Origin of the sequence: Pseudomonas sp. IT-P258, assembly GCF_949767825.1 — a bacterium.
In the GTDB taxonomy this organism is placed as follows: domain Bacteria; phylum Pseudomonadota; class Gammaproteobacteria; order Pseudomonadales; family Pseudomonadaceae; genus Aquipseudomonas; species Aquipseudomonas monachiensis.
The window spans coordinates 42265-68114 of record NZ_CATKPU010000022.1 but is presented as its reverse complement, the minus strand read 5'-3'; the positions used below and the strand labels follow the sequence as shown (position 1 = coordinate 68114).

The 25850-nt window shown below is 55.4% G+C and carries 20 protein-coding genes; 11 read left to right on the top strand and 9 right to left on the bottom strand.

Annotated elements, in window-relative coordinates:
• The coding region (locus ACM6G4_RS10875; protein WP_414913650.1) for an IS1182 family transposase at positions 1-916 on the top strand (916 nt) is incomplete at its 5' end.
• A gap of 235 nt (positions 917-1151) precedes the next feature.
• Here ACM6G4_RS10875 and ACM6G4_RS10870 read toward each other — a convergent pair.
• Positions 1152-1559: a hypothetical protein gene (locus ACM6G4_RS10870; protein WP_414913649.1), complete on the bottom strand. Its 408-nt coding sequence runs from the start codon at positions 1557-1559 to the stop codon at positions 1152-1154.
• A gap of 228 nt (positions 1560-1787) precedes the next feature.
• Here ACM6G4_RS10870 and ACM6G4_RS10865 point away from each other — a divergent pair, with 228 nt between their 5' ends.
• Entirely contained in the window at positions 1788-2006 is a 219-nt protein-coding gene (locus ACM6G4_RS10865) for a hypothetical protein (protein ID WP_103404536.1), read from the top strand.
• Between the two features lie 99 nt (positions 2007-2105).
• Here ACM6G4_RS10865 and ACM6G4_RS10860 read toward each other — a convergent pair whose 3' ends face one another.
• The 4 genes from ACM6G4_RS10860 to ACM6G4_RS10845 form a co-directional block, all read right to left on the bottom strand.
• On the bottom strand, positions 2106-2726 hold the full coding sequence (locus ACM6G4_RS10860; protein WP_414913648.1) for a tyrosine-type recombinase/integrase: 621 nt from the start codon (positions 2724-2726) through the stop codon (positions 2106-2108).
• 1013 nt (positions 2727-3739) lie between these two features.
• A complete protein-coding gene (locus ACM6G4_RS10855) occupies positions 3740-5164 on the bottom strand; it encodes a response regulator (RefSeq protein ID WP_103404539.1) in 1425 nt (474 codons plus the stop codon).
• A complete protein-coding gene (locus ACM6G4_RS10850) occupies positions 5146-6033 on the bottom strand; it encodes an ATP-binding protein (protein ID WP_103404540.1) in 888 nt (295 codons plus the stop codon). Before ACM6G4_RS10850 ends, ACM6G4_RS10855 begins: the two co-directional genes overlap by 19 nt.
• A gap of 1 nt (position 6034) precedes the next feature.
• On the bottom strand, positions 6035-7876 hold the full coding sequence (locus ACM6G4_RS10845; protein ID WP_414913647.1) for an AAA family ATPase: 1842 nt from the start codon (positions 7874-7876) through the stop codon (positions 6035-6037).
• A 709-nt stretch (positions 7877-8585) separates the two neighbouring features.
• Here ACM6G4_RS10845 and ACM6G4_RS10840 point away from each other — a divergent pair.
• On the top strand, positions 8586-9350 hold the full coding sequence (locus tag ACM6G4_RS10840) for a hypothetical protein (RefSeq protein ID WP_178083130.1): 765 nt from the start codon (positions 8586-8588) through the stop codon (positions 9348-9350).
• 951 nt (positions 9351-10301) lie between these two features.
• On the opposite strand, the gene ACM6G4_RS10835 is transcribed toward ACM6G4_RS10840, so the two are convergent.
• On the bottom strand, positions 10302-13196 hold the full coding sequence (locus tag ACM6G4_RS10835) for a ribonucleoside-diphosphate reductase subunit alpha (protein WP_056728050.1): 2895 nt from the start codon (positions 13194-13196) through the stop codon (positions 10302-10304).
• A 734-nt stretch (positions 13197-13930) separates the two neighbouring features.
• On the opposite strand from ACM6G4_RS10835, the gene ACM6G4_RS10830 reads away from it, so the two are divergent.
• Together ACM6G4_RS10830 and ACM6G4_RS10825 are read left to right on the top strand one after the other, a co-directional pair.
• Positions 13931-14653 (top strand): winged helix-turn-helix domain-containing protein, encoded by a 723-nt coding sequence (locus ACM6G4_RS10830; RefSeq protein WP_414913646.1) that lies wholly within the window; start codon positions 13931-13933, stop codon positions 14651-14653.
• Positions 14650-16260: an ATP-binding protein gene (locus ACM6G4_RS10825; protein WP_056728045.1), complete on the top strand. Its 1611-nt coding sequence runs from the start codon at positions 14650-14652 to the stop codon at positions 16258-16260. Before ACM6G4_RS10830 ends, ACM6G4_RS10825 begins: the two co-directional genes overlap by 4 nt.
• 144 nt (positions 16261-16404) lie before the next feature.
• On the opposite strand, the gene ACM6G4_RS10820 is transcribed toward ACM6G4_RS10825, so the two are convergent.
• Entirely contained in the window at positions 16405-17130 is a 726-nt protein-coding gene (locus ACM6G4_RS10820; RefSeq protein WP_414913645.1) for a 4'-phosphopantetheinyl transferase family protein, read from the bottom strand.
• A gap of 233 nt (positions 17131-17363) precedes the next feature.
• On the opposite strand from ACM6G4_RS10820, the gene ACM6G4_RS10815 reads away from it, so the two are divergent.
• From ACM6G4_RS10815 to ACM6G4_RS10800, 4 genes are all read left to right on the top strand, one after another.
• Positions 17364-17966: a hypothetical protein gene (locus ACM6G4_RS10815; protein WP_056728041.1), complete on the top strand. Its 603-nt coding sequence runs from the start codon at positions 17364-17366 to the stop codon at positions 17964-17966.
• 120 nt (positions 17967-18086) lie between these two features.
• The gene (locus ACM6G4_RS10810) at positions 18087-18764 is read left to right on the top strand and encodes a response regulator transcription factor (RefSeq protein WP_056728039.1); all 678 of its coding nucleotides are present in this window, start codon (positions 18087-18089) and stop codon (positions 18762-18764) included.
• The gene (locus ACM6G4_RS10805) at positions 18761-20107 is read left to right on the top strand and encodes an ATP-binding protein (protein ID WP_414913644.1); all 1347 of its coding nucleotides are present in this window, start codon (positions 18761-18763) and stop codon (positions 20105-20107) included. Before ACM6G4_RS10810 ends, ACM6G4_RS10805 begins: the two co-directional genes overlap by 4 nt.
• 198 nt (positions 20108-20305) lie before the next feature.
• Positions 20306-21061, top strand: coding sequence for a polysaccharide deacetylase family protein (locus ACM6G4_RS10800; protein ID WP_414913643.1), 756 nt, complete (start codon positions 20306-20308; stop codon positions 21059-21061).
• A gap of 82 nt (positions 21062-21143) precedes the next feature.
• Here the strand turns inward: ACM6G4_RS10800 and ACM6G4_RS10795 are convergent, their stop codons facing one another.
• On the bottom strand, positions 21144-22142 hold the full coding sequence (locus ACM6G4_RS10795; RefSeq protein WP_414913642.1) for an AraC family transcriptional regulator: 999 nt from the start codon (positions 22140-22142) through the stop codon (positions 21144-21146).
• Positions 22143-22480: 338 nt separating this feature from the next.
• Between ACM6G4_RS10795 and ACM6G4_RS10790 the strand changes: the two genes are divergently transcribed.
• A complete protein-coding gene (locus ACM6G4_RS10790) occupies positions 22481-23815 on the top strand; it encodes a dicarboxylate/amino acid:cation symporter (protein ID WP_056728032.1) in 1335 nt (444 codons plus the stop codon).
• Positions 23816-23959: 144 nt separating this feature from the next.
• The gene (locus tag ACM6G4_RS10785) at positions 23960-25141 is read left to right on the top strand and encodes a CaiB/BaiF CoA transferase family protein (protein ID WP_414913641.1); all 1182 of its coding nucleotides are present in this window, start codon (positions 23960-23962) and stop codon (positions 25139-25141) included.
• 120 nt (positions 25142-25261) lie between these two features.
• On the opposite strand, the gene ACM6G4_RS10780 is transcribed toward ACM6G4_RS10785, so the two are convergent.
• Entirely contained in the window at positions 25262-25756 is a 495-nt protein-coding gene (locus ACM6G4_RS10780; protein ID WP_046043022.1) for a SprT family zinc-dependent metalloprotease, read from the bottom strand.
• Positions 25757-25850: the final 94 nt, after the last annotated feature.

The window sequence follows — 25850 nt, the reverse complement described above, 5'->3', positions numbered from 1 at the left end:
CATCAACCGTTACCTAGCGGCACTCGATGCAGCCGATCGACAAGAACCCATATCCTCTGAGCCAAAAACAGCGCGGTTGGAAGAGAAGATAGCCAAGCTGAAGACGCAAATGAAAGAGCTTCAAGCGATTGAAATCCAGCTTAACGAATCGCCAGATAAACAGGTCTCACTGACCGATCCAGACGCCCGCTCCATGATGACGCGCGGCACTGGAATCGTCGGCTACAACGTGCAGACAGCGGTCGATACCCAGCACCATTTGATCGTTGCGCATGAGGTCACCAACGTCGGCTCCGACCGCGATCAACTCAGCTCGATGGCCAAGCAGGCCCGCGAAGCGATGGCGCCAGAAGTGCTGTCGGTAGTGGCTGACCGAGGTTACTTCAAAAGCGAAGAAATCCTGGCTTGTCACGATGCAGGCATCACCGCCTATGTGCCCAAGCCGATGACCTCTGGAGCCAAAGCAGACGGGCGCTTCAACAACGATGCCTTCATCTATGACGCGGCAAAAAACGAATACATCTGCCCGGCTGGAGAGGCGCTGATCTGGCGTTATACCAACGTTGAAAAAGGCCTAACGTTGCACCGTTACTGGAGTTCGAAATGCCGGGGCTGCGCCATGAAACCGAAGTGCACACCGAGTACGGAGCGGCGAGTCCGGCGCTGGGAACATGAAGCCGTGCTGGAGGAAATGCAGACCCGGCTGAGCAACGCGCCGGAGATGATGCGAATCCGAAAACGGACTGTTGAGCATTCCTTCGGGACGCTCAAACAATGGATGGGCGCGACACACTTCCTGACCCGAAAGCTTAACGGGGTGAGTGCAGAGATGAGCCTGAATGTGCTCGCCTACAACTTGAAACGGGTCATGAAAATCATCGGCACCACTGGCTTGATGAAAGCGTTAACGGCGTGAAAACCGGTCTTTTTTGCCCTATCCAAAAGACTTTAAGAGGCTGCTGAGCCGTTTTAACTGTTCCTGGAAACGTCGTGACCTCGATCAGTTTGCGAAACGTGAGCACGGTCTCCTGGCGTCGATATAGAAACCCAATCTGACGTTTTTACACACTCTCGGCCAGTAGCGGACATTTGGTATATCACAATGGACGGCTCAACCCTCAGTGTATGGCACGTGAGGTTGACGCTTTTAATCATTGGTTTTCAGCAGGACTGTTCCACATCAGCACGGCCAGAATAGCTGCAGCGATGATGCTGGGCGCAAATAAAGGGATACTGACACTAAGCGGTTGAACACCGTAAATCATGACCGCAGCTGCAAGCATTCCGCACAACAAGCCGACCATCAACCTGGCCTTGCTTCTGAATCTGGGTCGCGACCACAGTAGTCCAAAGTAGATGCGCCACCCCGAATAAACCCCTAGCCAACCGAACACTACCGTTGGGAGTGTCAGCCAACCCGAGAAGTCGCCTTCTGACATAATCGCGATTGAAGCCATCAGCCCCATAACACCGAATAATGCAGCAAATGCTGTCGGCGGAACCATTACAAACAACGCCATTGTTGTGAGTAAAACTCTACGTTTTGTGAGAGGGGTCATTGACCAATTCCTGTTGGCTGTATAACCGAAAGAATAGTCACGGTATTCGATTGCTGCCTGTCGCCACCGGCAGCAATGGGTCGACCTCTGCCGGTCATAACCTAGGGACGTACAGGTCAAATTCGGTTCAAAGGAGCGTCAGATCGAATCCAAATAGCTGGGTAGATCTGGGAAAGGCAACGGCGAGATGAGCTAGGCTTCCGGCATCATTACTCAAGGACGACCGTCATGCCCGATAACTCAAATTGCAAAATCGCCACAGCGGACGCACTGACATTGCTCCTCCACAACCAGCACGCCCTATGTGCCGCGATAGAAGAAATAACCAGGTGGTTGTCAGAAAATGGGGTCGGCAGTGTCGCCGCTAATGCGATATCGGCAATGGAAACGCTGGACACAAATGCTCAAGCCATCACAGATTCCATTATGAGGGTACGCCAGTCTTAGATCACTCAGTGAGGTCCAGGACTGCCCTCTGATTTGAATGGCCCCTGACTTTGTAGACACAATTGACTCGACGGTCTGGCATGACCGTCGCAGTGATGGTCACACCTCCGTCTGCTCCGCCATTTCCAAGGCATCATCGACTTCGATTCCCAAATACCTGACAGTGCTTTCAAGCTTCGTATGACCAAGCAGGAGTTGGACCGCTCTCAGGTTCTTCGTCCTGCGATAAATCAACGAAGCCTTGGTTCTCCGTAGCGTGTGAGTACCATACATGGTTGGGTCAAGGCCAATGGTTGTCACCCACGCTTTGACTATTCGAGCGTATTGCCTGGTGGATAAATGCTCTGAAGCGTGCAGCCGGCTCGGGAACAAGAAATCCTCACTGCGGAGACGCGCCTGGCGCATCCACGCTTCCAGAACCGTTCGGGTCTGTTCAGTGATTTCAAATTGCACTGTGCGTTGAGTTTTCTGCTGCATCACGATGGCCCGTGACGACACATGCTCCCCATGGGCAATGTCTCTGACCCGCAATTTGGTTAAGTCACAGGCACGCAGCTTGCTATCGATGGCCAAGTTGAAGAGCGCCAAATCACGCGTCTTCTCAGCAAGCTGAAGTCTTATTCGGATAGCCCAGATATCTCTGACTCGGAGCGGGGCTTTCTGACCGACAAGCTTTCCCTTGTTCCAAGGCTGATGGCGGTATCTAGCAACAGTGTTCATGGCTCGTCCTCCACGTTGAGGGAAGACAAGGGTGGATCAGTCGCAATGGTGGTGGTGATCAGCCCTATAGCTGCCTGTCAGCAAAGGAATAAATCGGCCAATAGCTGTAAGTAAAGAAATGTTGTCTTTGCGGCTATTTTCAGCACTTAAAGAAAACATTTCTTTTCCTTGCTACTGGGATTTTGGGGCAACGACGAAGCGCGGGACAACAATCGCACGTCCGGCCAGGAACCGTCACCCTTCAGCTTTGACGAACGCGCTTCGTATTCTTACCGGCAGAAGAGTCCCGAAGGCCTAGGATCCAAGATATTGAGAGACGGTTTTATCCACCCTTACCAGCCTCCTCCACATTTGTTTTTTCGTCGCCGAATCCTATCTTCGAACAAATTATGGATTTTCGCATAATTGCGCATAAAGCCAATTTTGTGGATTTTTTTGCTAATGAGGCGACGAAAATAGCTATTCTAATATAAAAATTTAGTAATTTATACTATTCTTGAATTCGCGTTTTTTTAGTATTGCTTCGCGTCAACTAATGCTCTGGCTATAGCTGCTTGCTTGGGCGACTTCTGTCTGTCGCAACCGTCAGCTATGGCTCGACTGCGGAGTTCCACACCGGCTACCCATGTCGTTTTTCCCTCATCTTGGAGCGGCATCAGTAACGCACTCAGTGATTCCGGCGCCATGCTAACTGTGATGGGTGTTTTATCGTCCATAAATTAACCACATATCAAAACTAATTCTTTTTGCATTTTTTCATGCGCGGTACAAGTAAGTGACTGCCAACCTACGCAGTTAAAACTCCAAGGTAACCCGTGTTTTGAGCGCTACTCAGAAATATAGGTCAAATCCCCGGATTCGAGGGCTTTCGCATCCTGGGCGGAGCATCGGTCGGGATAGGGCGCGGTTTGCATCGTGAATACGCTAACGAGCGCTGTGCTGCTGGCGAAAGACTACGTAACGCCTCATTAGACAATTATCTGAGGCGTTACTCAGTTCTATGGAAGTGGTAATCAAGCCGAGTCGTAGAGGCGCTTAACACCCGCTAATAATTGATTGACACGCAACGCATTGCAGCCAGGATATTTTAGTTGGCGAACTAAGTACCCATATGCAACTGCCGCTCGCTCCCGTTTTCCCGCAGCTATTGTTTCCGACCACACTCTGCAACCGTTAAAAAACTCTTCAGCGGGGCAATTAAGACCAGAAAATTCCGGCTGCCCCCATACCAAAGCATCCTTCTCATTTGGCCATTCACTATTTCTAAATGGACCATCCGGATGGAAAAATGTGCTTAATTCAAATGTAATAGGATCTCTGCAGAGGGCGCCTTCCTCAACATCGCCGTAATCAATGAGAACTGGTACCCAAGCGTCGGAGAGAAGAACATTCATCCCATGTAAATCACCATGCACACAACCCCATTTAACGAGAACAGGGTTTTGCTCAAATCTTTCTACCCATTCGTGTGAAACTAGGTTTCGGATTTCTGCGAACTGTTCATCGCTTATAAAGCTACGTCTTATACTTTCAATTGAAACTCGTTTTTGTGTTGCCGCATCTGTCCAACGCTGAACGCATCCCATGACCGCCTTTATTACTTCGGTAGCGCCTTTTTCAATAATCGAAAATCCGGTAAATTCTGAGGCTGACGCTAGGCTGTAAAATACTCCTGACGTATCTTTAGCACCATGATTCAAGACAGCTACTTTTCTAGGTGTAGCGCTGGGTTCCAATCTCAAGATATATTTATCATGTCGTTCTACCTCATCTTGGATGTGGTCGGGCGAGCCAATCTTTGCGATCGAATCGTGAATTTTAGCTCCACTACCGTCCCTAACAAGAAGTTTTAGAACTAGTGCGCCGGATAAGCCGCCACTTAGCCTACGTACATCACAAAATACTCCGCCAACTGACGCAGTGAAAATTCGTACTAAACGCGCTACACGTAGATCTAAATCGGTTGCCGAATTGATCTCAACGTCGCATACGGCATCGCATGCCTTAATGTATGGATGAATGAGCGCATCCAGATTGTTTACTCGGTGCTTTGGTTGAAATCCAATTAATGATAGCGTTTTTCCTTGGCCCCAAATATCGACTTGATGGTTGAGGGCCATCATCTCCGGCAAAAATTGCTCTGCGGATGATCCTGTCAGCATGAATACAGGAGTACCAGGAGCAACAGCCCTCGCCAAATCTAACAAATCTCTGCCATGCTGAGGATCACTGTCCATGGATTGGTTCGCAGTAGGCAACTTTAAATCTAGAAAAATCAGATCGAAGAAATTATTTGTCAAAAAAACTGCCGCGACTTCGGCATAGGCAGCGACCGTAAAAGCTGGTTCACGACATAACGAGGAAACCCGCCTCTTAATTTCCTCAACAAAATCGGGTTCGTCCTCAATTATAAGAATATTCACTTCATCAAGCTCCATCTTAGCTCATATGCAGCTCCATCTGCTCCCGAATTCCGGAGCTCGACGGTGCCATGCAGTGTTTCAATCGCTTGTCGTGCTATACCCAAGCCGAAGCCAAGGTGGCCCGACTTCGTAGATTCACCGAGAACAAATGACCTTGATGAATTACTTGGTAAACCCGGACCGTTGTCGATTATTGTGATCCAATTATCGATGTCTGTTTGACCCCAGCTAACAATAATCGTCGGCTCCCGGTTTTCGGAACGGACGGAGATAGCTGCCTCTATGGCATTCTTAATACCATTGCAAAGAGCCAACGCCAAAAGACCTCTATCACAGAATATGACCAGTGGCTTTGACCCTACATAGGAAGCTTCAACATCACGTCCAACTCGTTCAAGCTCAACTAAATCTCGTATAAATGATGCAAGATCCATTTCTACTGGCTTAGGAGATGAAGTGGCTTTTTTTAGTTCTTCAATACCATCAAATGTATCTTGGAGCTGTTCTACTCTACGCTTTGAGTTGGAGTTATCATAGTTTGGTATATCATGGGATACCTCACTTGCAAGAAGGCCGAGCTTTGAACCGATTTCATGCAAAAGAAGGCCTGCAACCCATTCAATGGCATCAGCCCTAATGCGCTCCCTAACGTCGACTGGGACAATGTCATCCTCCTCTACCGGCTTCGCTGGTAATTGGACGTGAAGACCAGACACTATTCTATCAATACGCTTTTTAACGTATAAGTCCGTTTCAGTAGTCTGAAGTCTAAGTAAAAAAGCTATATCCGTCGGTAGAGCAACCTGTTCTAAAGCCCGCAATGCGCGAAACCTAACGTGCGAATTGCCGGTAGTCAGCGCCAGGAGAGCCTCTTCGCGGTTCATGTTAAGGGTTACCGCTATAGAAAGTTGCACGTTTTGAAAACGCCTCTGCGCCACCTTCCATAACGGTACTTATTGCCGATACAATGTCGCGCTCATGAAGAGGACCCGAAGAAATTCTAAAACCGCGACGGCCATCCGAGCCAAGATGCAGCACCATGTCGGCATTTCCGAGCACTGGAATATTAGGATTGTGTGTTGAAAAAATTATCTGTCCTTTACCACCTCGCGAAACTATCACCTTGATCAAGGTTTTAGCGATAAATGCATTGTCGATATGATCCTCCGGCTGATCGACTATTAGCATTCGGTTCATATGAGATAAAATCAACGGTAATACTACGGTGCATCGCTGCCCGGTTGAAAGATCGGAGATATCTTTATAATCTGTGCCATCGAGAAGTTGCAGGGAAACCTCATCTTCTATATTGATGGTACAAATCTCTCCTAAGTCACACCCTTTGAGGTGTGACAATAGTCGGGCTGCTCTATCCGCTGTGATATTTGCTGCGTCTGCGATAGTGTCCGCGTCAAAGTCATCTACGGCCTCTAAAAGTGCTCTAGGGCTCAAATTATTTGCTAGAGTTTCGGCCACCTCGGCGTACCGTAATCCACTTCCTCTTAAAGATTCAGAGATTGAGGCAGCAAATTTTTTTACTTGCCCATTCCGGAAAACTGACACGCGTATGCTAGGACCAACCAGTTTATTTAATGCATCAGATGCCTCATATCTTGCTTTGTATCGTGAGGCGCGTATCTCATCTAGCTGATCTAATGCAGCGGCTCTTTTGTCAATTAGACTTTGTATGAATATTTTTCTCTGTCCTAGATACGCGGTTATGGAATCCAGTTTCGCAATTTTCTCTCTTAGTTCTTGTCCTTTTCTTAGCACTGCTCCTGATCCGGCTTGAATTCCTTCTACCTCCACCCGGAGTTGCCTTGCCATATCCTCTTGTACAACTTTATCACCAGTGCATTTTTTTACGACTTCATCCAATTCGTGATATATATTTATAACTTCCTTCAGTTCGCCACCTAGGCGCTCTTTTACGCCTTTTATCCTCTGGTTTATGGCAAGGATGTTTGTCGTGATTTTTGCTGCAAGATCAACATCAATATCAGAAGGCAGACCAAAATCGATCCCCTTTTTTACTTCGTGACTCCAACCTGCAACACTATCTTTAAGCCGAGTAACATGCTGAAGTATTACACTTATCCCTGATATCTCATTAGATCGGTGGCTGAGAAGCTGTGTTTTTGCCTGCAAATCTAAAGAGGTTTTCGAGACTTCTTGCTCTGCTTGAGCTGTTTTAGTCAGCTCTGCGTGCAGGTCAGGAAGAGCTTTCTGTGCTTGCTCGAACTCATCTATTTCCTTCCGGCAAGTTTCTATCTGTCGTGTCAAACTCCTACACTCTGCAACTACATCTCTTTCAACTACGTCGGAGTCTTGCTTGGTTCTTACAAACCCATCTAACAGTCTTAGTCGTCCTGCCGCCTCTAGCCCTACGGTTTCGATTTCTGTTTGAGAAAATATTACAGGTTTCCGATATACAGAAGTTGCTCTTGGGACCTCATCAGAAGCTGTTCGACTAACTAAAATTGTTTTATCTTCGTCAACTAAGGTAACCGTAACTTGGCCAGCTCCAAGTATAGATAGAGCATGATCTCTGCTGCGCCTAGTAGTTTCAGTAGTCGTGCTGGTGACATCTAAACAAAATCTGACTAATTCGATGAGTGATGTTTTACCTGTTCCCCGCGAACCAATTATTGCGTTCAGCCCCGGAGTAAAGGTGATATCCAAACCATCGAGGAAGCCCTCGTCGACTTGTACGCGTTGTATATACATTTAAACTCCAATCCATAGGATTTTTAACGATGAACCGCTCAGTTCATCAAAGATACCGCAGGCGTGCAATCTAGAGAATCCACAGGTAGATGTTTTTTTAGCAATGCAAAAACCTAACGGTGTGTTTCTGAGCCGAAAGCCGGAGTAACGAACAGCGAATCAAAAAACTGGCTGGTATGGACATACCTTGGTGTTGTGCTCAAAAAATTTACACGCATGGACTTGCTGCGTTGTCCATTTATTTAAGGAAAACAATGCGACTCGCGATATCCATGACCGCTAGCTAGCGTGTGAGTCAGCTGCACAATGTGTACCTGACTTACCGCCATTTGTCTTGATGCTCCTAATGCGTGCTGATCGGTGCGCTTGCAGCGCCGCTCGGGACTGTCTGGCGGTAGGTTTCACCTAGGGTCAAAAACTGTATTTGACGCGTATCGTGGCCCCTGTGAGGTGGCGGGTGACTCGTGTCAAACTATGTTGTAAGTGCCAGGGGGGCGTATTCCAAGCAGCGACTGGTCTATAACCGACCGCTACGGCTGGTTGGCAGTGAAGGATCAACTTGAGCGGGCAGCCGCGAAAGCAGGTATCCCTACTGGTCACATTGCTTAGCAGTGGGTCAATGCAACCCAAATCCAAATCCAAAGACTGCCTGCCAGCATTCAGCAAAGCTGTAATGGGGTGAGCGTCGAAACCGTCGAAAGGATAGACCATGGATGACTACGAAGAGTGTGACGAAGAGATTCCTTACGAGAGCCCTGAGGAAATCCATCAGATGGCGATTTACTCGGCTCTAAACAGCCTTGTTTTCTTCGCAAACAATCTCGACTTCAGCAACCAAGCGATGAGTCTCACGCTTGTGGATGAGTTCATCATGGATCTGGAGTATGGATACCTTCGTAGTAAATTCGATGAGACAAACACGTCCTACCAGTCGATGTTCTTATCTGCGCAGTCACAAATGTGGATTTTCTCTGCTTACGAACTGGTACGCACATGGCGCGAGAAAATCAGTAAGTACCTCAGAGCCGCAGACAATGGCGGGTTGCCGCTCAAGTTGAAGGAACTGCAGAAGCCCTTGAGCTATGAGAACTACACGATCCAAAAACGCATTGAGGAAATCAATCTGCTCATAGAGAAACCAGAGCTCGTTGATACGATGAGGGATGACCTAAAGCGTACTCAGATGCTCTTCACTCAAATGGAGCTCCTGCGAATGTCCCTCGCAAAACACCAGATGAGAAAGCGCCCCAGCGCCGCCGTCCTGACACCTACCGTAGGGTACATGAATCGCTGGTGTGGCTCCTTGGAGTACCAGATCAACAGCGGCCAAATGATCATCTGCAATCTGAGCCGCAGGGACATTGCGGATGGGATTCGAGCGATACCCGCAATGACCACCCCTTCCGACGACGACCTTGACTCATTTGAAGCTGCCATGCGGGGAGCTACTGATGATGAGCTCAAGTCAATGTGAATTGACCTCTTTTTTCTAGAGGTCTACCTACTACAGGACCTATACGCGGGAACGTCCGCCCCTGGCCGATTTCCGTCTGGCGCGACTGACAGAAATCGACCGATTCTGTTGAAAAAGTCGATTATGGTTCCACGGCTGAAAGCACGTGCTTGAGATTGAAATCTTTGCCTTGAGCACAAGACTCCGGGCTCAGATTCCGCCTAGCTGCGCGCAGTAAAGGCGTTTTCAGCAGTCCGTATGCAGGCAGTCTTGAGGGTTCGACTTTTTCAACAGAATCACCCCAAATAGTGTATGGCCGTTGGGGTGTAATTTTGAGTCAGAGTCTATTGCTGAAAACTCGCCGGCGATTATTTTGGATAGATTTGCGGGGGTGGCGTTGGGGCGCAGCTTTTGGCCGTTGTTTGCCGGTCGCTTCTTCGGCGTGCGTTGGTTGAGTCGGATGCAACGATGGATAACACGATTGCAGTTGGCAGGAGTGCGATTACGCACAAGGCGCCATGGAGGGCGATCACGCGTACAGGCTGAAGTTGAGAGCAGCCAGATTATGCATAGAAAGGTATCGCTACTGCATGCTATGTGGAATCACTGTATAGCTTCAGCGATTACACCTCAAAAAATACCCCTCAATAGAGGGGTATCGATAGAGGAAATCGCCTGTAAAGCCCTAATTATGTATTGCAGACTGGGGGGAATAACGAAAGAGGGGCTTTTTTGTGGCCTGAGGTTTTATGCTGGATGTGATGGCCTCTTCGCGGGCAAGCCCGCTCCCACAGTTGATCGTGTTTATCTGGAAAGACTCGGTCCCCTGTGGGAGCGGGCTTGCTCCGGGCGGCGTTCCGACGAAAGCGTCAGATCAGTCACCCATTTCCTCGAGGCAAAAGAAAACCCCCGACCCGCCAGAGGCTGATCGGGGGTTTCGAGTAAGCGCCTTGCGGCGCTCACGGGCTCAGCTTATTGGCAAGCTTCGCAATCCGGCTCGTCGATGGCGCAAGCCTTTGGCACTGGAGCGGGACCTGCAGGAGCCGCCAGAACCGAGTCGTCACCGTGGTTGCCGCCGCTGGAAACAGCGTTCAGCTTGCCGGTGTTGATGGTCGACTTCTCGGTGCTGGTCGCGGCCAGGGCACGGAGGTAGTAAGTGGTTTTCAGACCACGGTACCAAGCCATGCGGTAGGTCACGTCCAGCTTCTTGCCCGATGCGCCGGCGATGTACAGGTTCAGCGACTGAGCCTGGTCGATCCACTTCTGACGACGGCTGGCGGCGTCGACGATCCACTTGGTGTCCACTTCGAAGGCGGTCGCGTAGAGCTCTTTGAGTTCTTGCGGGATGCGCTCGATCTGCTGCACCGAACCGTCGTAGTACTTCAGGTCGTTGATCATGACCGAGTCCCACAGGCCGCGAGCTTTCAGGTCGCGAACCAGGTACGGGTTGATCACGGTGAATTCGCCCGACAGGTTCGATTTCACATACAGGTTCTGGTAGGTCGGTTCGATCGACTGCGAGACGCCGGTGATGTTGGCGATGGTCGCGGTCGGTGCGATGGCCATGATGTTGGAGTTACGAATGCCTTTCTGTACACGGGCGCGAACCGGTGCCCAGTCCAGGGATTCGTTCAGGTCGACATCGATGTACTTCTGGCCACGGGCCTCGATCAGGATCTGTTGCGAATCCAGCGGCAGGATGCCTTTGGACCACAGCGAACCCTGGAACGTCTCGTAGGCGCCGCGCTCGTCAGCCAGGTCGCAGGAAGCCTGGATCGCGTAGTAGCTGACCGCTTCCATCGACTTGTCGGCGAACTCGACGGCAGCGTCGGAACCGTAAGGGATGTGCTGCAGGTACAAAGCGTCCTGGAAGCCCATGATGCCCAGTCCGACCGGACGGTGCTTGAAGTTGGAGTTCTTCGCTTGCGGCACCGAGTAGTAGTTGATGTCGATCACGTTATCGAGCATGCGCACGGCGGTGTTCACGGTGCGTTGCAGCTTGGCGGTGTCCAGCTTGCCGTCGACGATGTGGTTTGGCAGGTTGATCGAGCCCAGGTTGCAAACGGCGATCTCGTCCTTGTTGGTGTTCAAGGTGATCTCGGTGCACAGGTTCGAGCTGTGGACCACGCCCACGTGCTGCTGCGGGCTGCGCAGGTTGCACGGGTCCTTGAAGGTCAGCCATGGGTGGCCGGTTTCGAACAGCATGGACAGCATCTTGCGCCACAGGTCTTTGGCCTGGATGGTCTTGAACAGCTTGACCTTGCCTGGGTACTCGGTGAGGGCTTCGTAGTACTCGTAGCGCTCTTCGAAGGCTTTACCGGTCAGGTCGTGCAGGTCCGGTACTTCGGATGGCGAGAACAGGGTCCACTTGCCGTCGTCGAAGACACGCTTCATGAACAGGTCAGGGATCCAGTTGGCGGTGTTCATGTCGTGGGTACGACGACGGTCATCACCGGTGTTCTTGCGCAGTTCGATGAACTCTTCGATGTCCATGTGCCAGGTTTCCAGGTAGGCACACACAGCGCCTTTGCGCTTGCCACCCTGGTTAACGGCAACGGCGGTGTCGTTGACGACTTTCAGGAACGGCACGACGCCCTGGGACTTGCCGTTGGTGCCCTTGATGTACGAACCCAGCGCACGAACCGGTGTCCAGTCGTTGCCCAGGCCGCCAGCGAATTTCGACAGCATGGCGTTGTCGTGGATCGCATGGTAGATGCCCGACAGGTCATCCGGCACGGTGGTCAGGTAGCAGCTCGACAGCTGTGGACGCAGGGTACCGGCGTTGAACAGGGTCGGGGTCGAAGCCATGTAGTCGAAGGACGACAGCAGGTTGTAGAACTCGATCGCGCGGTCTTCTTTTTGCTTCTCTTCGATCGCCAGGCCCATGGCCACGCGCATGAAGAAGATCTGCGGCAGTTCGAAACGCACGCCATCCTTGTGGATGAAGTAACGGTCGTACAGGGTTTGCAGGCCCAGGTAGGTGAATTGCTGGTCGCGCTCGTGGTTGATCGCCTTGCCCAGTTTTTCCAGGTCGAAGGAGGCCAGCACAGGGTTCAGCAGTTCGAACTCGATACCTTTGGAGATGTAGGCCGGCAGCGCTTTGGCGTACAGGTCGGCCATCTCGTGGTGAGTGGCGCTCTCGGCCACACCGAGGAAGCCCAGGCCTTCGCCGCGCAAGGTGTCCATCAGCAGGCGCGCGGTCACGAACGAGTAGTTCGGCTCGCGTTCAACCAGGGTACGGGCAGTCATTACCAGGGCGGTGTTGACGTCGTTCAGGGCCACGCCGTCGTACAGGTTCTTCAGGGTTTCGCGCTGGATCAGGTCGCCGTCGACTTCTTCCAGGCCTTCGCACGCTTCGGTGACGATGGTGTTCAGGCGACCCATGTCCAGCGGCGCCAGGCTGCCGTCGGCACGGGTGATGCGGATCGACGGGTGAGCGTTGACCGCTTCTTCGGCCGGTGCGTGGGCAGCGCGTTCTTTCGAACGACCGTCACGGTAGATCACGTAGTCGCGAGCCACTTTCTGTTCGCCGGCACGCATCAGGGCCAGTTCGACCTGGTCCTGGATTTCTTCGATGTGGATGGTGCCGCCCGATGGCATGCGACGCTTGAAGGTCGCGGTGACCTGTTCGGTCAGGCGGGCAACGGTGTCGTGGATTCGCGACGAGGCAGCAGCGGTGCCGCCTTCAACTGCGAGGAACGCTTTGGTGATGGCGACGGTGATCTTGTCATCGGTGTAGGGAACGACAGTGCCGTTACGCTTGATCACACGCAGCTGACCTGGCGCGGTGGCGGACAGATCCGAATTCGAATCGGCGGCCTGCGGCAAGGTGCCCTGCGGGTTCTCGCGAGTTGTGTCGGTTTGCATGGGGGGGTGTCTCCACATTCTCTATGTTTGTTTGGGCACCATCACGGTGCCCACCGTTCCGTCCTGAAGCACTACAACCGGCGAGAGCCGGGCATAACAACTTCGGGACAGTAGGAAAAAGGCTAATGAGGCCGTCCTTGCCGAAGTCTTTGGCTACGAGCCTGGGCTCGAAACCGGATTCCTTTCGGGGGTGTCAGTCATGACTGCAACACCCGTACCGTTTTGGCCGCTCTGGCCTGAAAAAACGGTGCCATCCGCCAGCGCGGTTTGGGCTTGTAAGTTCACGCTTGGTTCAACCATAAACAGGCAATAAAGCGCTTGAGTTTCTGGTCTGAAATGTGGTTGGGCTTTTTAGTCAAAACCCTACATGTAGGGTTTTTTTTGCGCCGGGGTACAAGATAATGCGTTTTATGGGGGGGTGCAACATACTGCTTGTGGATAAACCTGTGCGTAAATTGTGTGTGAAAGAGGGAATCGGCGTGTAGGCCGCGACCTTGCTGGATCGAAGCTTTTTTCAGCGAATTTCAACGGGTGAAAACGCCAGGTCAGATTTTTAAGGGCGCGAACCCTACCACAAAAAACCCTGTTGTCCGAACGCATTTACCCGCTTGTGTTCTCGACGGGTGGCGTTTATACAATCGGCCCAGCGTGTATACATATTTATCCCCCCGAATCATTACAAAAAGACGGGCGGATCCTTCCTTATTAGTGTTTTTGGCAAGCAGAGGTCACCCGTGGAGCAAGAAGCCTGGCAGGTATTGATTGTGGAGGACGACCAGCGACTGGCCGAACTGACCCGCGATTACCTGGAAGCCAATGGCCTGCGTGTATTGATCGAAGGCAATGGTGCGCTCGCGGCGAATCGCATCATCAAGGAACAACCGGACCTGGTGATCCTCGACCTGATGCTCCCCGGTGAAGATGGTCTGAGCATTTGCCGCAAGGTCCGCGCCCGCTATGACGGCCCGATCCTGATGCTCACCGCCCGCACCGATGATACCGACCAGATTCTCGGCCTGGACCTGGGGGCTGACGACTACGTCTGCAAACCGGTACGCCCGCGCCTGTTGCTGGCGCGCATCCAGGCGCTACTGCGCCGTAGTGAAACGCCCGAGGTCGCCCCGGAAAAACAGCGGCGTCTACAGTTCGGTCCGCTGATCGTCGACAACGCCTTGCGCGAAGCCTGGTTGCAGGGCAACGGCATCGAGTTGACCAGCGCCGAATTCGACCTGCTCTGGCTATTGGTGGCCAATGCCGGGCGCATTCTCTCAAGGGAAGAGATCTTCACCGCGCTGCGGGGCATCGGCTATGACGGTCAGGACCGCTCCATTGATGTGCGCATCTCGCGCATCCGCCCGAAGATCGGCGATGACCCGGAGCATCCACGGCTGATAAAGACCGTGCGCAGCAAGGGCTATCTGTTCGTTCCCGAGGCTTGCGTAGATCCGTCCCAGTGAACTCGATCTTCCTGCGTATCTATGGCGGCATGTGCGCCGCGCTGATTCTGGTGGCGGTGCTCGGTGTGCTGGCGTTGCACCTGCTCAATGAGGTGCGCAGCGAGCAATACCGCGAGCGCCTGGCCCACGGCACGTTCTCGCTGATGGCCGACAACCTGCAACCGATGAACCAGACTGAGCGCCACCGGGCCTTGCTGGTGTGGGAGCGGCTGCTGGGGATTCCGCTGGCGCTGAAAACCTTTGCCGAGACCGACCTCGACCTGACCCAGCGCACCCGTGTGTTGCGCGGCCAGGCATTGGTGGAGCAGACCGGGCCGCACGCTGCGAAGGTCTACAAGCTGGTCAGCGACAAGGAACAGTTGATGCTCACCGGGGAGGTGCAGCAGATCAGCGAGCAACTGGCCCGGGCGACCATCTACCTGTTGACCGATGAGCTGGTGCGCACCCCGGTCGCCGACCAGCCCTTGCGCCTGGCGCAATTGAAGGAAAGCAAGGGCTTCGGCTTCGACTTGCGCCTGGTCACGGTTGACCAGGCGGACATGGACGAAGACCAGAGCCGCCGGGTATCCGAGGGTGACACGGTGATGGCGCTGGGCAAGGGGGGCGATTCGATCCGGGTGTTTGCCGGCATGGTCGGCACGCCGTGGGTCCTGGAAATCGGCCCGCTGTATCAGATGAATCCTTATCCGCCGGAGTGGCTGGTGCTGATCGCTGCGCTGGGCCTGACGTTGATCGGTTTGATCGTCTATCTGCTTGTGCGCCAGCTCGAGCGACGCTTGCGTGGCCTGGAGGCCGCCGCCACGCGCATTGCCAAGGGCAGCCTGGAAACCCGCGTACCTGCTCGCGGTGCGGATTCGGTGGGGCGGCTGGCCTCGGCGTTTAACGGCATGGCCGAACACCTGCAGCAGTTGCTGGCGATCCAGCGTGAACTGGTGCGCGCGGTGTCCCACGAATTGCGTACGCCGGTGGCACGCCTGCGCTTTGGCCTGGAAATGATCGGCTCGGCCAGCACGCCGCAAGCCCTGGAAAAATACTGCCAGGGCATGGACCACGACATCGAGGACCTCGACCGGCTGGTGGACGAGATGCTGACCTACGCGCGGTTGGAACAGGGCTCGCCGGCGCTGAACTTTCAGCGGATCGATCTGGATGCCTTGGTCGACCAGGTGATCGAAGAACTGGCGCCGTTGCGCGCGGACGTCACGGTGCAACGCGGGTTATGCCTGTCGGCCGCCGACAACGACGACGCCTGGGTCGAGGCTGAGCCGCGCTACTTGCATCGGGCGATCCAGAACCTGGTGACTAATGCCATGCGCCACGCGCAATCACGGGTGACCATCAGCTATCAGGTGGGGCAGCAGCGATGCCGGGTAGATATCGAGGATGACGGGCCGGGCGTGCCGGAGTCGGCGTGGGAGAAGATCTTTACGCCGTTCCTGCGTCTCGACGACAGCCGCACCCGCGCGTCTGGAGGCCATGGGTTAGGCCTGTCCATTGTGCGACGGATCATCCATTGGCATGACGGGCGCGCGTTGATCGGCAAGAGCAAGAGCCTGGGCGGGGCGTGCTTCAGCCTGAGCTGGCCGCGCAATCAGGAGAAGCGTTGAGAAATGCGCTGAATGATGACCCGCCTTCGCGAGCAAGCCCGCTCCCACATTTGATCTGTGATGTTCATAAATAGTGTGTTCAATGAAGATCCAGTGTGGGAGCGGGCTTGCTCGCGAAGAGGTCCGGTCATGCGCTGAAAATCTTCAGGCCCTGATGCTGACCAGACTCAACAGCTGCCCATCCTTGACCCCGAACTGCGCATCCAGTTCGGTGCCATTGCGCCATTCGCTGGACAAGTCCGTGAGCAATCGCAACCGCACCTCGCCCGATTCACGCCACTCCAGCACTTCGGCGTGTTCGAAATAAAAGCGTTGCTGAACGATCGGATACAGCGCCTTGAACAGGCTTTCCTTGACCGAGAACGTCAGGGTGACCAGCAACGCCCGTTGATCGTGATCGCCCGCCGCCATGCGCTGTAGCTCCGGCGGATTGAGGATTTCCCCGGCCAGGCGTTCGGCCCGTTCGGCATTGAGCAGGTTTTCCAGGTCCATGCCCAGGCCGCGCCAATGGCTTTTGTTCGCCACGATCGCCGCGGCCCGGCCAGTGCTGTGGGTGATCGAGCCCGTGATATGACCAGGCCAGACCGGTGCCCGATCTTCGCCGATGGCCGGAATGAAACTCAAGCCTTCCAGTCGCTGTAGCGCGGCCCGGGCGCACACTCGCCCGGCGAGAAACTCCGCCTGCCGTTTGGCCACCGAGCGCTGGATGCTCGCCGGCACTTCTACAGCGCTGCGCTGAAAGTCATCGCTGGCCAGTCGGGCGCTATCGAAGTGAGTACTCAGCAGGACCGTATCGGGCAGCACAAACGGCAGCGGCCAATGGTCATCGAGGGGTGTGCAGCAGGTGGGCAGGGCGGGGGTTGGATTCATATCAGGCATTTTGCCGGGTTGGCTTGAGGCTGGGTAGTGCAAAGCTTCTGACGAATTGGTAGTCGGCGCCGGACTTGTCCTTTGCAGGGGCGGATCTCCTGTTGAAACGTGTCGAAACATTCGGATGAGGGCGGTTCAGCCCAGGTTCAGAGTGCGTTCAGGGGGAGTTCAGGGCGCGGTGCGTAACCTTGCCCCGTACCCAAAAAACAAACGGCACATGAGGAAACTCCCCAATGACTGGATTCAAAAAACTGCTTCTGGCATTCACGGTTCTGGGCGCAAGCACCGCAGCTTTCGCATCCGACGACAACTTCGCCAGCCTTACTCTTGGACAGACCAGCGACAAGGTCAAAAAATCCCACGCCCTGAACGACAACCTCAATCACCCGAACGCCGATGGCGTAATCGGCAAGGACACCACCTGGGGTGTTCGTCTGGGCCAGCAAAACACCAAGGGCCGCTACTACGCCACTTACGACAATGTGTCGGGCACCCACAACGGCATTAAGCTGCGTCAGGAAAACCTTCTGGGCAGCTACGATCTGTTCTACCCGGTAAGCGGCACCACCAGGCTGTTCGGTGGCGCCACGGCCGGCCTGACAAAAATGACTCAGGAGTCGCCAGGCTTCAGCCGCGACAGCGATATCGGCTACGCAATCGGTGGCCAGGTGGGTGTGCTGCAACAGGTTTCGCAGAACACCTCGGTTGAACTGGGTTACCGTTACCTGCGCAGCAACGCCAGCACCGAGATGAGTGAGCGCGGCGGCAGCAAACAGGGCTCGCTGGACCTGACCAGCAGCGCCCAGACTTACCTGTCCGCCAACTACGCTTTCTGACAAGCGTTCCATGAACGGCCTGCGCCGGATCAGTCCGAATGACTGATCCGGCGTTGCCATGTTAGTTATTGAGGGGCGACGTTGCGCCTCTGGAGATGTTGATTTGCCCGGGAGAGCAATATGAAATTGCTGGTCGTCGAAGATGAAGCGCTGCTGCGTCATCACCTGCAAACCCGCCTGACGGAGAGCGGCCATGTGGTCGAGTCCGTGGCCAACGCCGAGGAGGCGCTGTACCAGACCGCGCAGTTCAACTTTGACCTGGCGGTGATCGACCTCGGTCTGCCGGGCATGAGCGGGCTCGACCTGATCCGCCAGTTGCGCTCAAGTGGCAAGAGCTTCCCGATCCTGATCCTCACCGCGCGCGGCAACTGGCAGGACAAGGTCGAAGGCCTGGCCGCCGGCGCCGATGATTACCTGGTCAAGCCGTTTCAGTTCGAAGAACTGGAGGCCCGCCTGAATGCCTTGCTGCGGCGCTCCAGCGGTTTCACCCAGTCGACCATCGTCGCTGGCCCCTTACTGCTGGACCTGAACCGCAAGCAAGCTTCCCTCGACGATCAGCCATTGGCATTGACCGCGTATGAGTACCGCATTCTCGAATACCTGATGCGCCATCATCAGCAAGTGGTGCCCAAGGATCGCTTGATGGAGCAGCTCTATCCGGACGACGACGAGCGTGATCCGAATGTGATCGAGGTACTGGTCGGCCGTCTGCGCCGCAAACTGGAGGGGCCGGGCGGGTTCAAGCCGATCGACACCGTGCGTGGCCTTGGTTATCTGTTCAACGAGCGTTGCACTTGATCCGTTCGCTGCGCATACGCTTGATGCTCGCCGCCACGCTGTTGGCGGTGTTGTTCATGCTGGCGTTGCTGCCGGCGATGCAAGGCGCCTTCAGCCTGGCGCTGCAGGACTCCATCGAGCAGCGCCTGGCATCCGACGTGACCACGCTGATCTCGGCCGCCCGGGTGGAGAACAACAGCCTGCAGATGCCGGCGCAACTGCCCGACGAGCGCTTCAACCTCACCGACAGTCGATTGCTCGGCTACATCTATGACCGTGAAGGGCATCTGGTCTGGCGTTCGAAGGCGACCCAGGAAGAACGCATCAACTACAAGCCACGCTACGACGGACGTGGCAGCGAGTTTGCGCGGATCCGCGAAGCCAATGGCCAGGAGTTCTTCGTCTACGACGTCGAGGTCAAGTTGCTCGGGGGCAAAAGTGCAGCCTTCAGTATCGTGGCGTTGCAGCCGGTTCGCGAGTACGAACTGACCCTCGAAGGCCTGCGGGAAAATCTCTATCTGGGGTTTGGCGCGGCACTGCTGGTGCTGCTGGCGTTGCTGTGGATTGGTCTGACCTGGGGCTTGCAGGCATTGCGGCGCTTGAGCCAGGAACTGGACCAGATCGAAGGTGGCACCCGCGAAAGCCTCAGTGAGGAACATCCCCGGGAATTGCTGCGCCTGACCGGTTCCCTCAACCGTTTGCTGCACAGCGAACGTGAGCAACGCAGTCGCTACCGCGATTCCCTCGACGACCTGGCCCATAGCCTGAAAACGCCGCTGGCGGTGTTGCAAGGCGTCAGTGAAGACATGGCCCTGCGTCCCCAGGATCGCGATCAGGCCTGGGTGCTGCAAACCCAGATCGAACGAATGAGCCAGCAGATCAGCTACCAGTTGCAGCGCGCCAGCCTGCGCAAAAGCGGCCTGGTACGCCATCAGGTGCACTTGCGACCGGTACTGAAAAGCCTGTGCGACACGCTGGACAAGGTCTATCGCGACAAGCGCGTGCATGTCGCGTTCGACTTGCCCGATCCGTGCTATGTGCCGATCGAGCAGGGCGCTCTGCTGGAGATGATGGGCAACCTGCTGGAAAACGCCTATCGCCTGTGCCTGGGCGAAATACGCATCAGCGTGCGTGAAACCCTCGGTGGTACCGAGTTGTGTGTCGAGGACGACGGCCCTGGCGTACCACAGGATCAGCGCGCACGGATTCTCGAGCGCGGAGAGCGCCTGGACCGCCAGCACCCGGGGCAGGGCATCGGCCTGGCGGTGGTCAAGGACATCATCGAGAGCTACAGCGCCAAGCTGACCCTGGGGGATTCGCCGATGGGCGGGGCGGTGTTCAGGATTCACTTTCCGGCAGTTTGAACGGGTATTTGATAGCGGTCTTTTCCGGCCGCTAAAGGCATCAATCGTTAAACGACCGGCAACAAAGTTTTGTTGGCGTTCAGCCGTTTGGTGGCAGGTAATAGGCCTCGCCTCATTGACGACATGCACACGCAAAGCCTGTGTTGGTGCATGAGTGGATATGGGCTGAAGCGTTCCATGCCATCAAAGGAGATAAAAATGGAAAGGAAGAAAGTTTGGCTGACGTTTGACGACGGTCCTCGGCAAATCCAGACCGACACCGTGCTCGAAACACTGGCGCAGTTTGATATCAAGGCAACGTTTTTTATTGTTGGCAATCTGGTTGCCAGGCATGGCGAGCGTATCAAGCGCATCCTCTGCGAAGGACACCGGATCGGTAATCACACTTACGATCATCTAAGGCTGGTTGGCCAGGACAAAGACACCATCATCGATCAAATCAAAATGACGGAGCAGGCACTGGCTCCCTACCAGCAGCCGGACCTGATCATGAGGCCGCCTTATGGCGCTCACGATGCGATGGTCGATCGCACTGTCGCCGAGTTGGGGTACCGGCAGGTTCTGTGGAGCGTGGATACCCTGGACTGGAACAGCAACTACCAACCGGGAGGCTGGGTATCCCATGGTGTTGAGCAAATAAGGAAAAGAAAGAACTCCATCGTGCTGATGCATGACATACACGCGACCACGGCCAACAATCTTGGCCGGTTTATCGAACAGGTAAACCAGCTAGGCGATGTGGACTTCGAATCACCGGCTACTCTGGCGATTCCACCGGTCAGTCAGTTGAATATGTATGTGGTTGTAAAGGGCGATACATTGTCCAAAATTGCCAGAGAGTTTTATGGTGATGCTGCCAAGTACCCACTGATCTTCAATGCGAACAGGTCGGTGCTGGAGTATCCGGATAAAATTTACCCGGGCTTGTCGCTGATCATTCCGCCTCAGGAGTAAGCGTCCGCAAAACCTGGACGGGGTATTTCCGAGTACGCTTGGGAGGACGCTAGTGATCACTGCGCAACGCGGGTGCTGAAACTCAGCTCTCCTGCGCCCGATAAGCCCCCGGCGTCAGCCCCGTCCACTTCTTGAACGCCCGGTGAAACGCCGACGGCTCGGAAAACCCCAACTGCTCGGCGATCTGTTGCAACGACAGGTCCGCGCGGCTCAGATGATAAATCGCGATGTCCCGGCGCAACTGGTCCTTCAATTCCTGAAAGCTCGAACCCTCTTCCCGCAAATGCCGGCGCAAGGTCTGTGGGCTGATGTGCAGATGGGCGGCTACGGCTTCCAGGTCGGGCCAGTGTGAACTGTCGCGACTGAGCAAGCGCCGCAGGCGGCTGCTCAAGCTGTCGCCATCGTCGGGGCGCGAGAGCAGGTCGGCGGGGGAGCGCTCAAGGAAATGCTTGAGGGTGCGTTCGTCCTGCAACAGCGGCATGGCCAGGTAGCGGCTGTGAAACAACAGGCTGCTCTGGGGCCTGGAAAACTCAAGCGGACAGGAAAACAACAGGTCGTATTCGGCGCCATGTTCGGGGCGGGGGTAGCTGAACGTGGCCTGTTCCAGGCGAATGCGCTGGCCGATCAGCCAGCTGCCGAAACGGTGCCAGATCACCAGCAGGCTTTCGCTGAGGAAATGATCCGGGTCCCAGAGTTGCGAGTCGTCCAGGCTCAGGCGCACCCATTCATCTTCACGGCTCAAGGTCAAACGCGGAGCCCCGGGGAATAGGCTATAAAACAATAAGCCGCGATGGAGTGCCTTATCCAGGTTGCGGCAGTGAATCACGGCATGGCACATCATCGCGAAGCTGCCCGGCCTGCTTGGGGCTTGCCCGAACCCCAGGTACTCGTCGTCCAGCGCCAGCCATAAGGCCTGGATCAGTTGGATGAATTGCTCCGGAGCGATGCGTGCCCGGGGCTCGTCCAGCAACTCGGGGCTGATTCCCAGTTGCTGTAGCAGGCTTGAGTAGTCGTAGCCGTGCCGACGCGCCCCCCCAAGGGCGGCGCGGGCGAAATGACTGGCGATGGTGCGTTCGCGCATGGCAGCAGATCTGACCGTTGATCGACGGATGGTAGCTGTGCACCGCCGGCGTGAACAGGGCGGATATCCGCCAAATAGCAGGACGACTTTTAATGGAAGGGCGGAAAACCGCCACATGCTTGTAACCGTCCGGTGTCAGGGAATTCGCTGCAACCCCGCAGATCAAAAGGCTTGCAGGGATTTTGCGGAAGGTGGCACGGGCCTTGCGATACATCGTGCAGATGCCTGCCGTTGCGCAGCTCGAAAAAACAAATCCCTCCAGTGCAGGAGGGTTCGCAATTGCGGTGTTGCGGGCAACAGATGGATGTTGTCACCTGGCACCCTTGAGGAACTTTGCAATGACGACTCGTCAGCCACTGTACAAATCCCTGTATTTCCAGGTGATCGTTGCAATTGTCATCGGTATCGCGCTCGGTCACTTCTACCCTCAGCTCGGTGTGGCCGTTAAGCCACTGGGTGACGGGTTCATCAAGCTGATCAAAATGATCATCGCCCCGATCATCTTCTGTACCGTTGTCAGCGGTATCGCTGGTATGCAGGACATGAAATCGGTCGGCAAGACCGGTGGTTACGCGCTGCTGTACTTCGAGATCGTTTCGACCATCGCCCTGCTGGTCGGTCTGGTCGTGGTCAACATCGTGCAGCCGGGCAATGGCATGCACATCGACGTTGCCACCCTCGATGCCTCCAAGATTGCCACTTATGTTGCAGCCGGTGCTGACCAAAGCGTCGTCGGCTTCCTGCTGAACGTGATACCGGCCACTATCGTCGGCGCCTTCGCCACCGGTGACATCCTGCAAGTGCTGATGTTCTCGGTGATCTTCGGTTTCGCCCTGCATCGCCTGGGTGCCTACGGCAAGCCGCTGCTGGACTTCATCGATCGCTTCGCCCACGTGATGTTCAACATCATCAACATGATCATGAAGCTCGCGCCAATCGGTGCCTTCGGTGCGATGGCCTTCACCATCGGTGCCTACGGTGTCGGCTCGCTGGTGCAACTGGGTCAGTTGATGGCGTGCTTCTACATCACCTGCCTGCTGTTCATCCTGATCGTGCTGGGCTCCATCGCCCGCTTGCATGGCTTCAGCGTGCTGAAAATGATCCGCTACATCCGTGAGGAACTGCTGATCGTGCTGGGTACTTCTTCTTCGGAGTCGGTACTGCCACGCATGCTGATCAAGATGGAGCGTCTGGGCGCGCAAAAATCTGTCGTGGGTCTGGTGATCCCGACTGGCTACTCGTTCAACCTTGACGGTACCGCCATCTACCTGACCATGGCCGCGGTGTTCATTGCCCAGGCAACCGATACGCACATGGACATCACGCACCAGATCACCCTGCTGGTGGTGTTGCTGCTGTCGTCCAAGGGCGCTGCGGGCGTAACCGGTAGCGGTTTCATTGTACTGGCTGCCACCCTGTCTGCCGTGGGCCACTTGCCGGTTGCCGGCCTGGCGCTGATCCTCGGCATCGATCGCTTCATGTCCGAAGCCCGTGCCCTGACCAACCTGATCGGCAACGCCGTTGCCACTGTCGTTGTGGCCAAGTGGGTCAATGAACTGGACACCGACGTACTGCAAGCCGAGCTGGCTTCGGGCGGTCGCGGCATTGCCGACGAGCCTAAAGACGATGTACTGGGCCACGTCGAAGAGGTAGCCCCGGTTAACGCCAAGTAAGCCTTGTTGTAATGAAAAACCCGCTTCGGCGGGTTTTTTCATGCCCGGTGTTTGAGCGTAACGGTCACTGCACGTGGCATATAAGGTGATTGCTGCAAAGCGATCAGCTGCCTAGGCTGTGGGCATCGTCAAGGGAGAACGTTCATGCTCGGTCCACTGGCATCACTCAAGGTTCTGGATTTCTCGACACTGCTGCCGGGGCCGTTCGCTTCGTTGCTGCTGGCGGACATGGGCGCCGAAGTGCTGCGCATCGAATCACCGACCCGCATGGATCTGCTGCGGGTGTTGCCGCCCCACGATCAAGGCGTGTCAGCCAGTCATGCCTACCTCAACCGCAACAAGCGCAGCCTCGCCCTGGACCTCAAGCAACCTGAGGCACTGGAGGTGATCAGGTCGTTGCTGCAGGACTACGACATTGTGCTCGAGCAGTTCCGCCCGGGCGTCATGGAGCGTCTGGGCCTGGGTTACGAAGCCCTGAAGGCGATCAATCCGAAATTGATTTATGTGTCGATCACCGGCTATGGCCAGACCGGTCCCTACAAGGACCGCGCCGGCCATGACATCAACTACCTGGCCCTGTCCGGGCTGGCGAGTTATACCGGCCGTGCCGACTCTGGGCCGCTGCCGTTGGGCATGCAGGTGGCGGATGTCGCCGGTGGTTCGTTGCACGGGGTGATTGGCTTGCTGGCTGCGGTCATTGCCCGGCAGCAAACCGGTCAGGGTCAGCACCTGGATGTCAGCATGACCGACTGTGCGTTCAGCCTGAATGCGATGGCGGGTGCCGGGTATCTGGCCTGTGGCGTCGAGCCGGGACCGGAAAATCAGGTGCTCAACGGCGGCAGTTTCTACGATTACTACCGCTCCCGGGATGGGCGCTGGCTGTCGGTGGGCAGCCTTGAGCCGGCCTTCATGAAACAGTTGTGTACGGCGTTGGGGCTGGAGGAGTTGGCCGGCCTTGGCCTGTCACCGCAACCGGCGCAGCAAAAACAGCTTAAAGACGCGCTGAAGGTCGAATTCGAAAAACATGACTTCGCCGAATTGTGCGCGCTGTTCGGCGAATTGGATGCTTGTGTCGAACCTGTGTTGAGCCTGGGAGAAGCGCTGTGTCATCCGCAGTTGCAGGCGCGGGAGTTGGTGGCCGAAGTGCCCCGTGGCGATGGCTCGTCCCAGGCGCAGATGGCTTGTCCGCTGAAGTTTTCGCAAGGGTTGCCTGAGCCCCGGTATATTGGCGCGGCGCTGGGGCAGCATACGGACCAGGTGTTGGGGGAGTTGGGGTTCAGTGCTGAGCGGATCGAACAGTTGCGTCGGGTCAAGGTGATTCTTTAGTGCCTGTCAGGCCGCCATCGCGAGCAAGCTTGCTCCCACAGGGGATCTGTGGCGTGACACAAACTCAATGTGGGAGCGAGCTTGCTCGCGATGAGGCCAGTGCAGTCACCAAAAAAACAACTACTCGACCCGCATTTCCCCACTGAACACCAGGGTATTACGACACCGCCGGCACAGGTACCGCCGTCCCTGCCGAACCAGGCTGTGGCGCTGGGCCGAAAACGGGAAGTCGCTGTCGGCGCACGGGCACTTGTAGATGTAGCGGGTCACGCTGCGGCGTTTGACATCATAGGTGTGGCAGCGGTTGGGCGGCAGTTCGTACACGCCGCGCATGATCAATTGCCACTCTTCGCCATGGGGCTGGATGCGGTCACCGAACAGCTGGTGGGCGATCAGGTGCGCGACTTCATGGGCCACGGTCTGCTTGAGGAAATCTTCGGTGTTTTCCCGGTACAGCTGCGGGTTGAAGCGCAGCAGGTTCTCGTGCAAATGCGCGACACCGGCTTTTTGCCCGCGCAGCTTGAGGCTCACCACGGGGCGCTTGAAAGGTCGTTTGAAAAAGGATTCGGCTAGTTGGAAACAGTCTTCGACGCGGGTATTGAGTTGCTCGGGCATGCTTGATGGATCTCCAGAGCGCTCAAGTATGCCGCAACCCTCGGACCTTGCGAATCGCCAGGTTGCCGAATGGTCGTGTGCGTTCTCGTTGCTG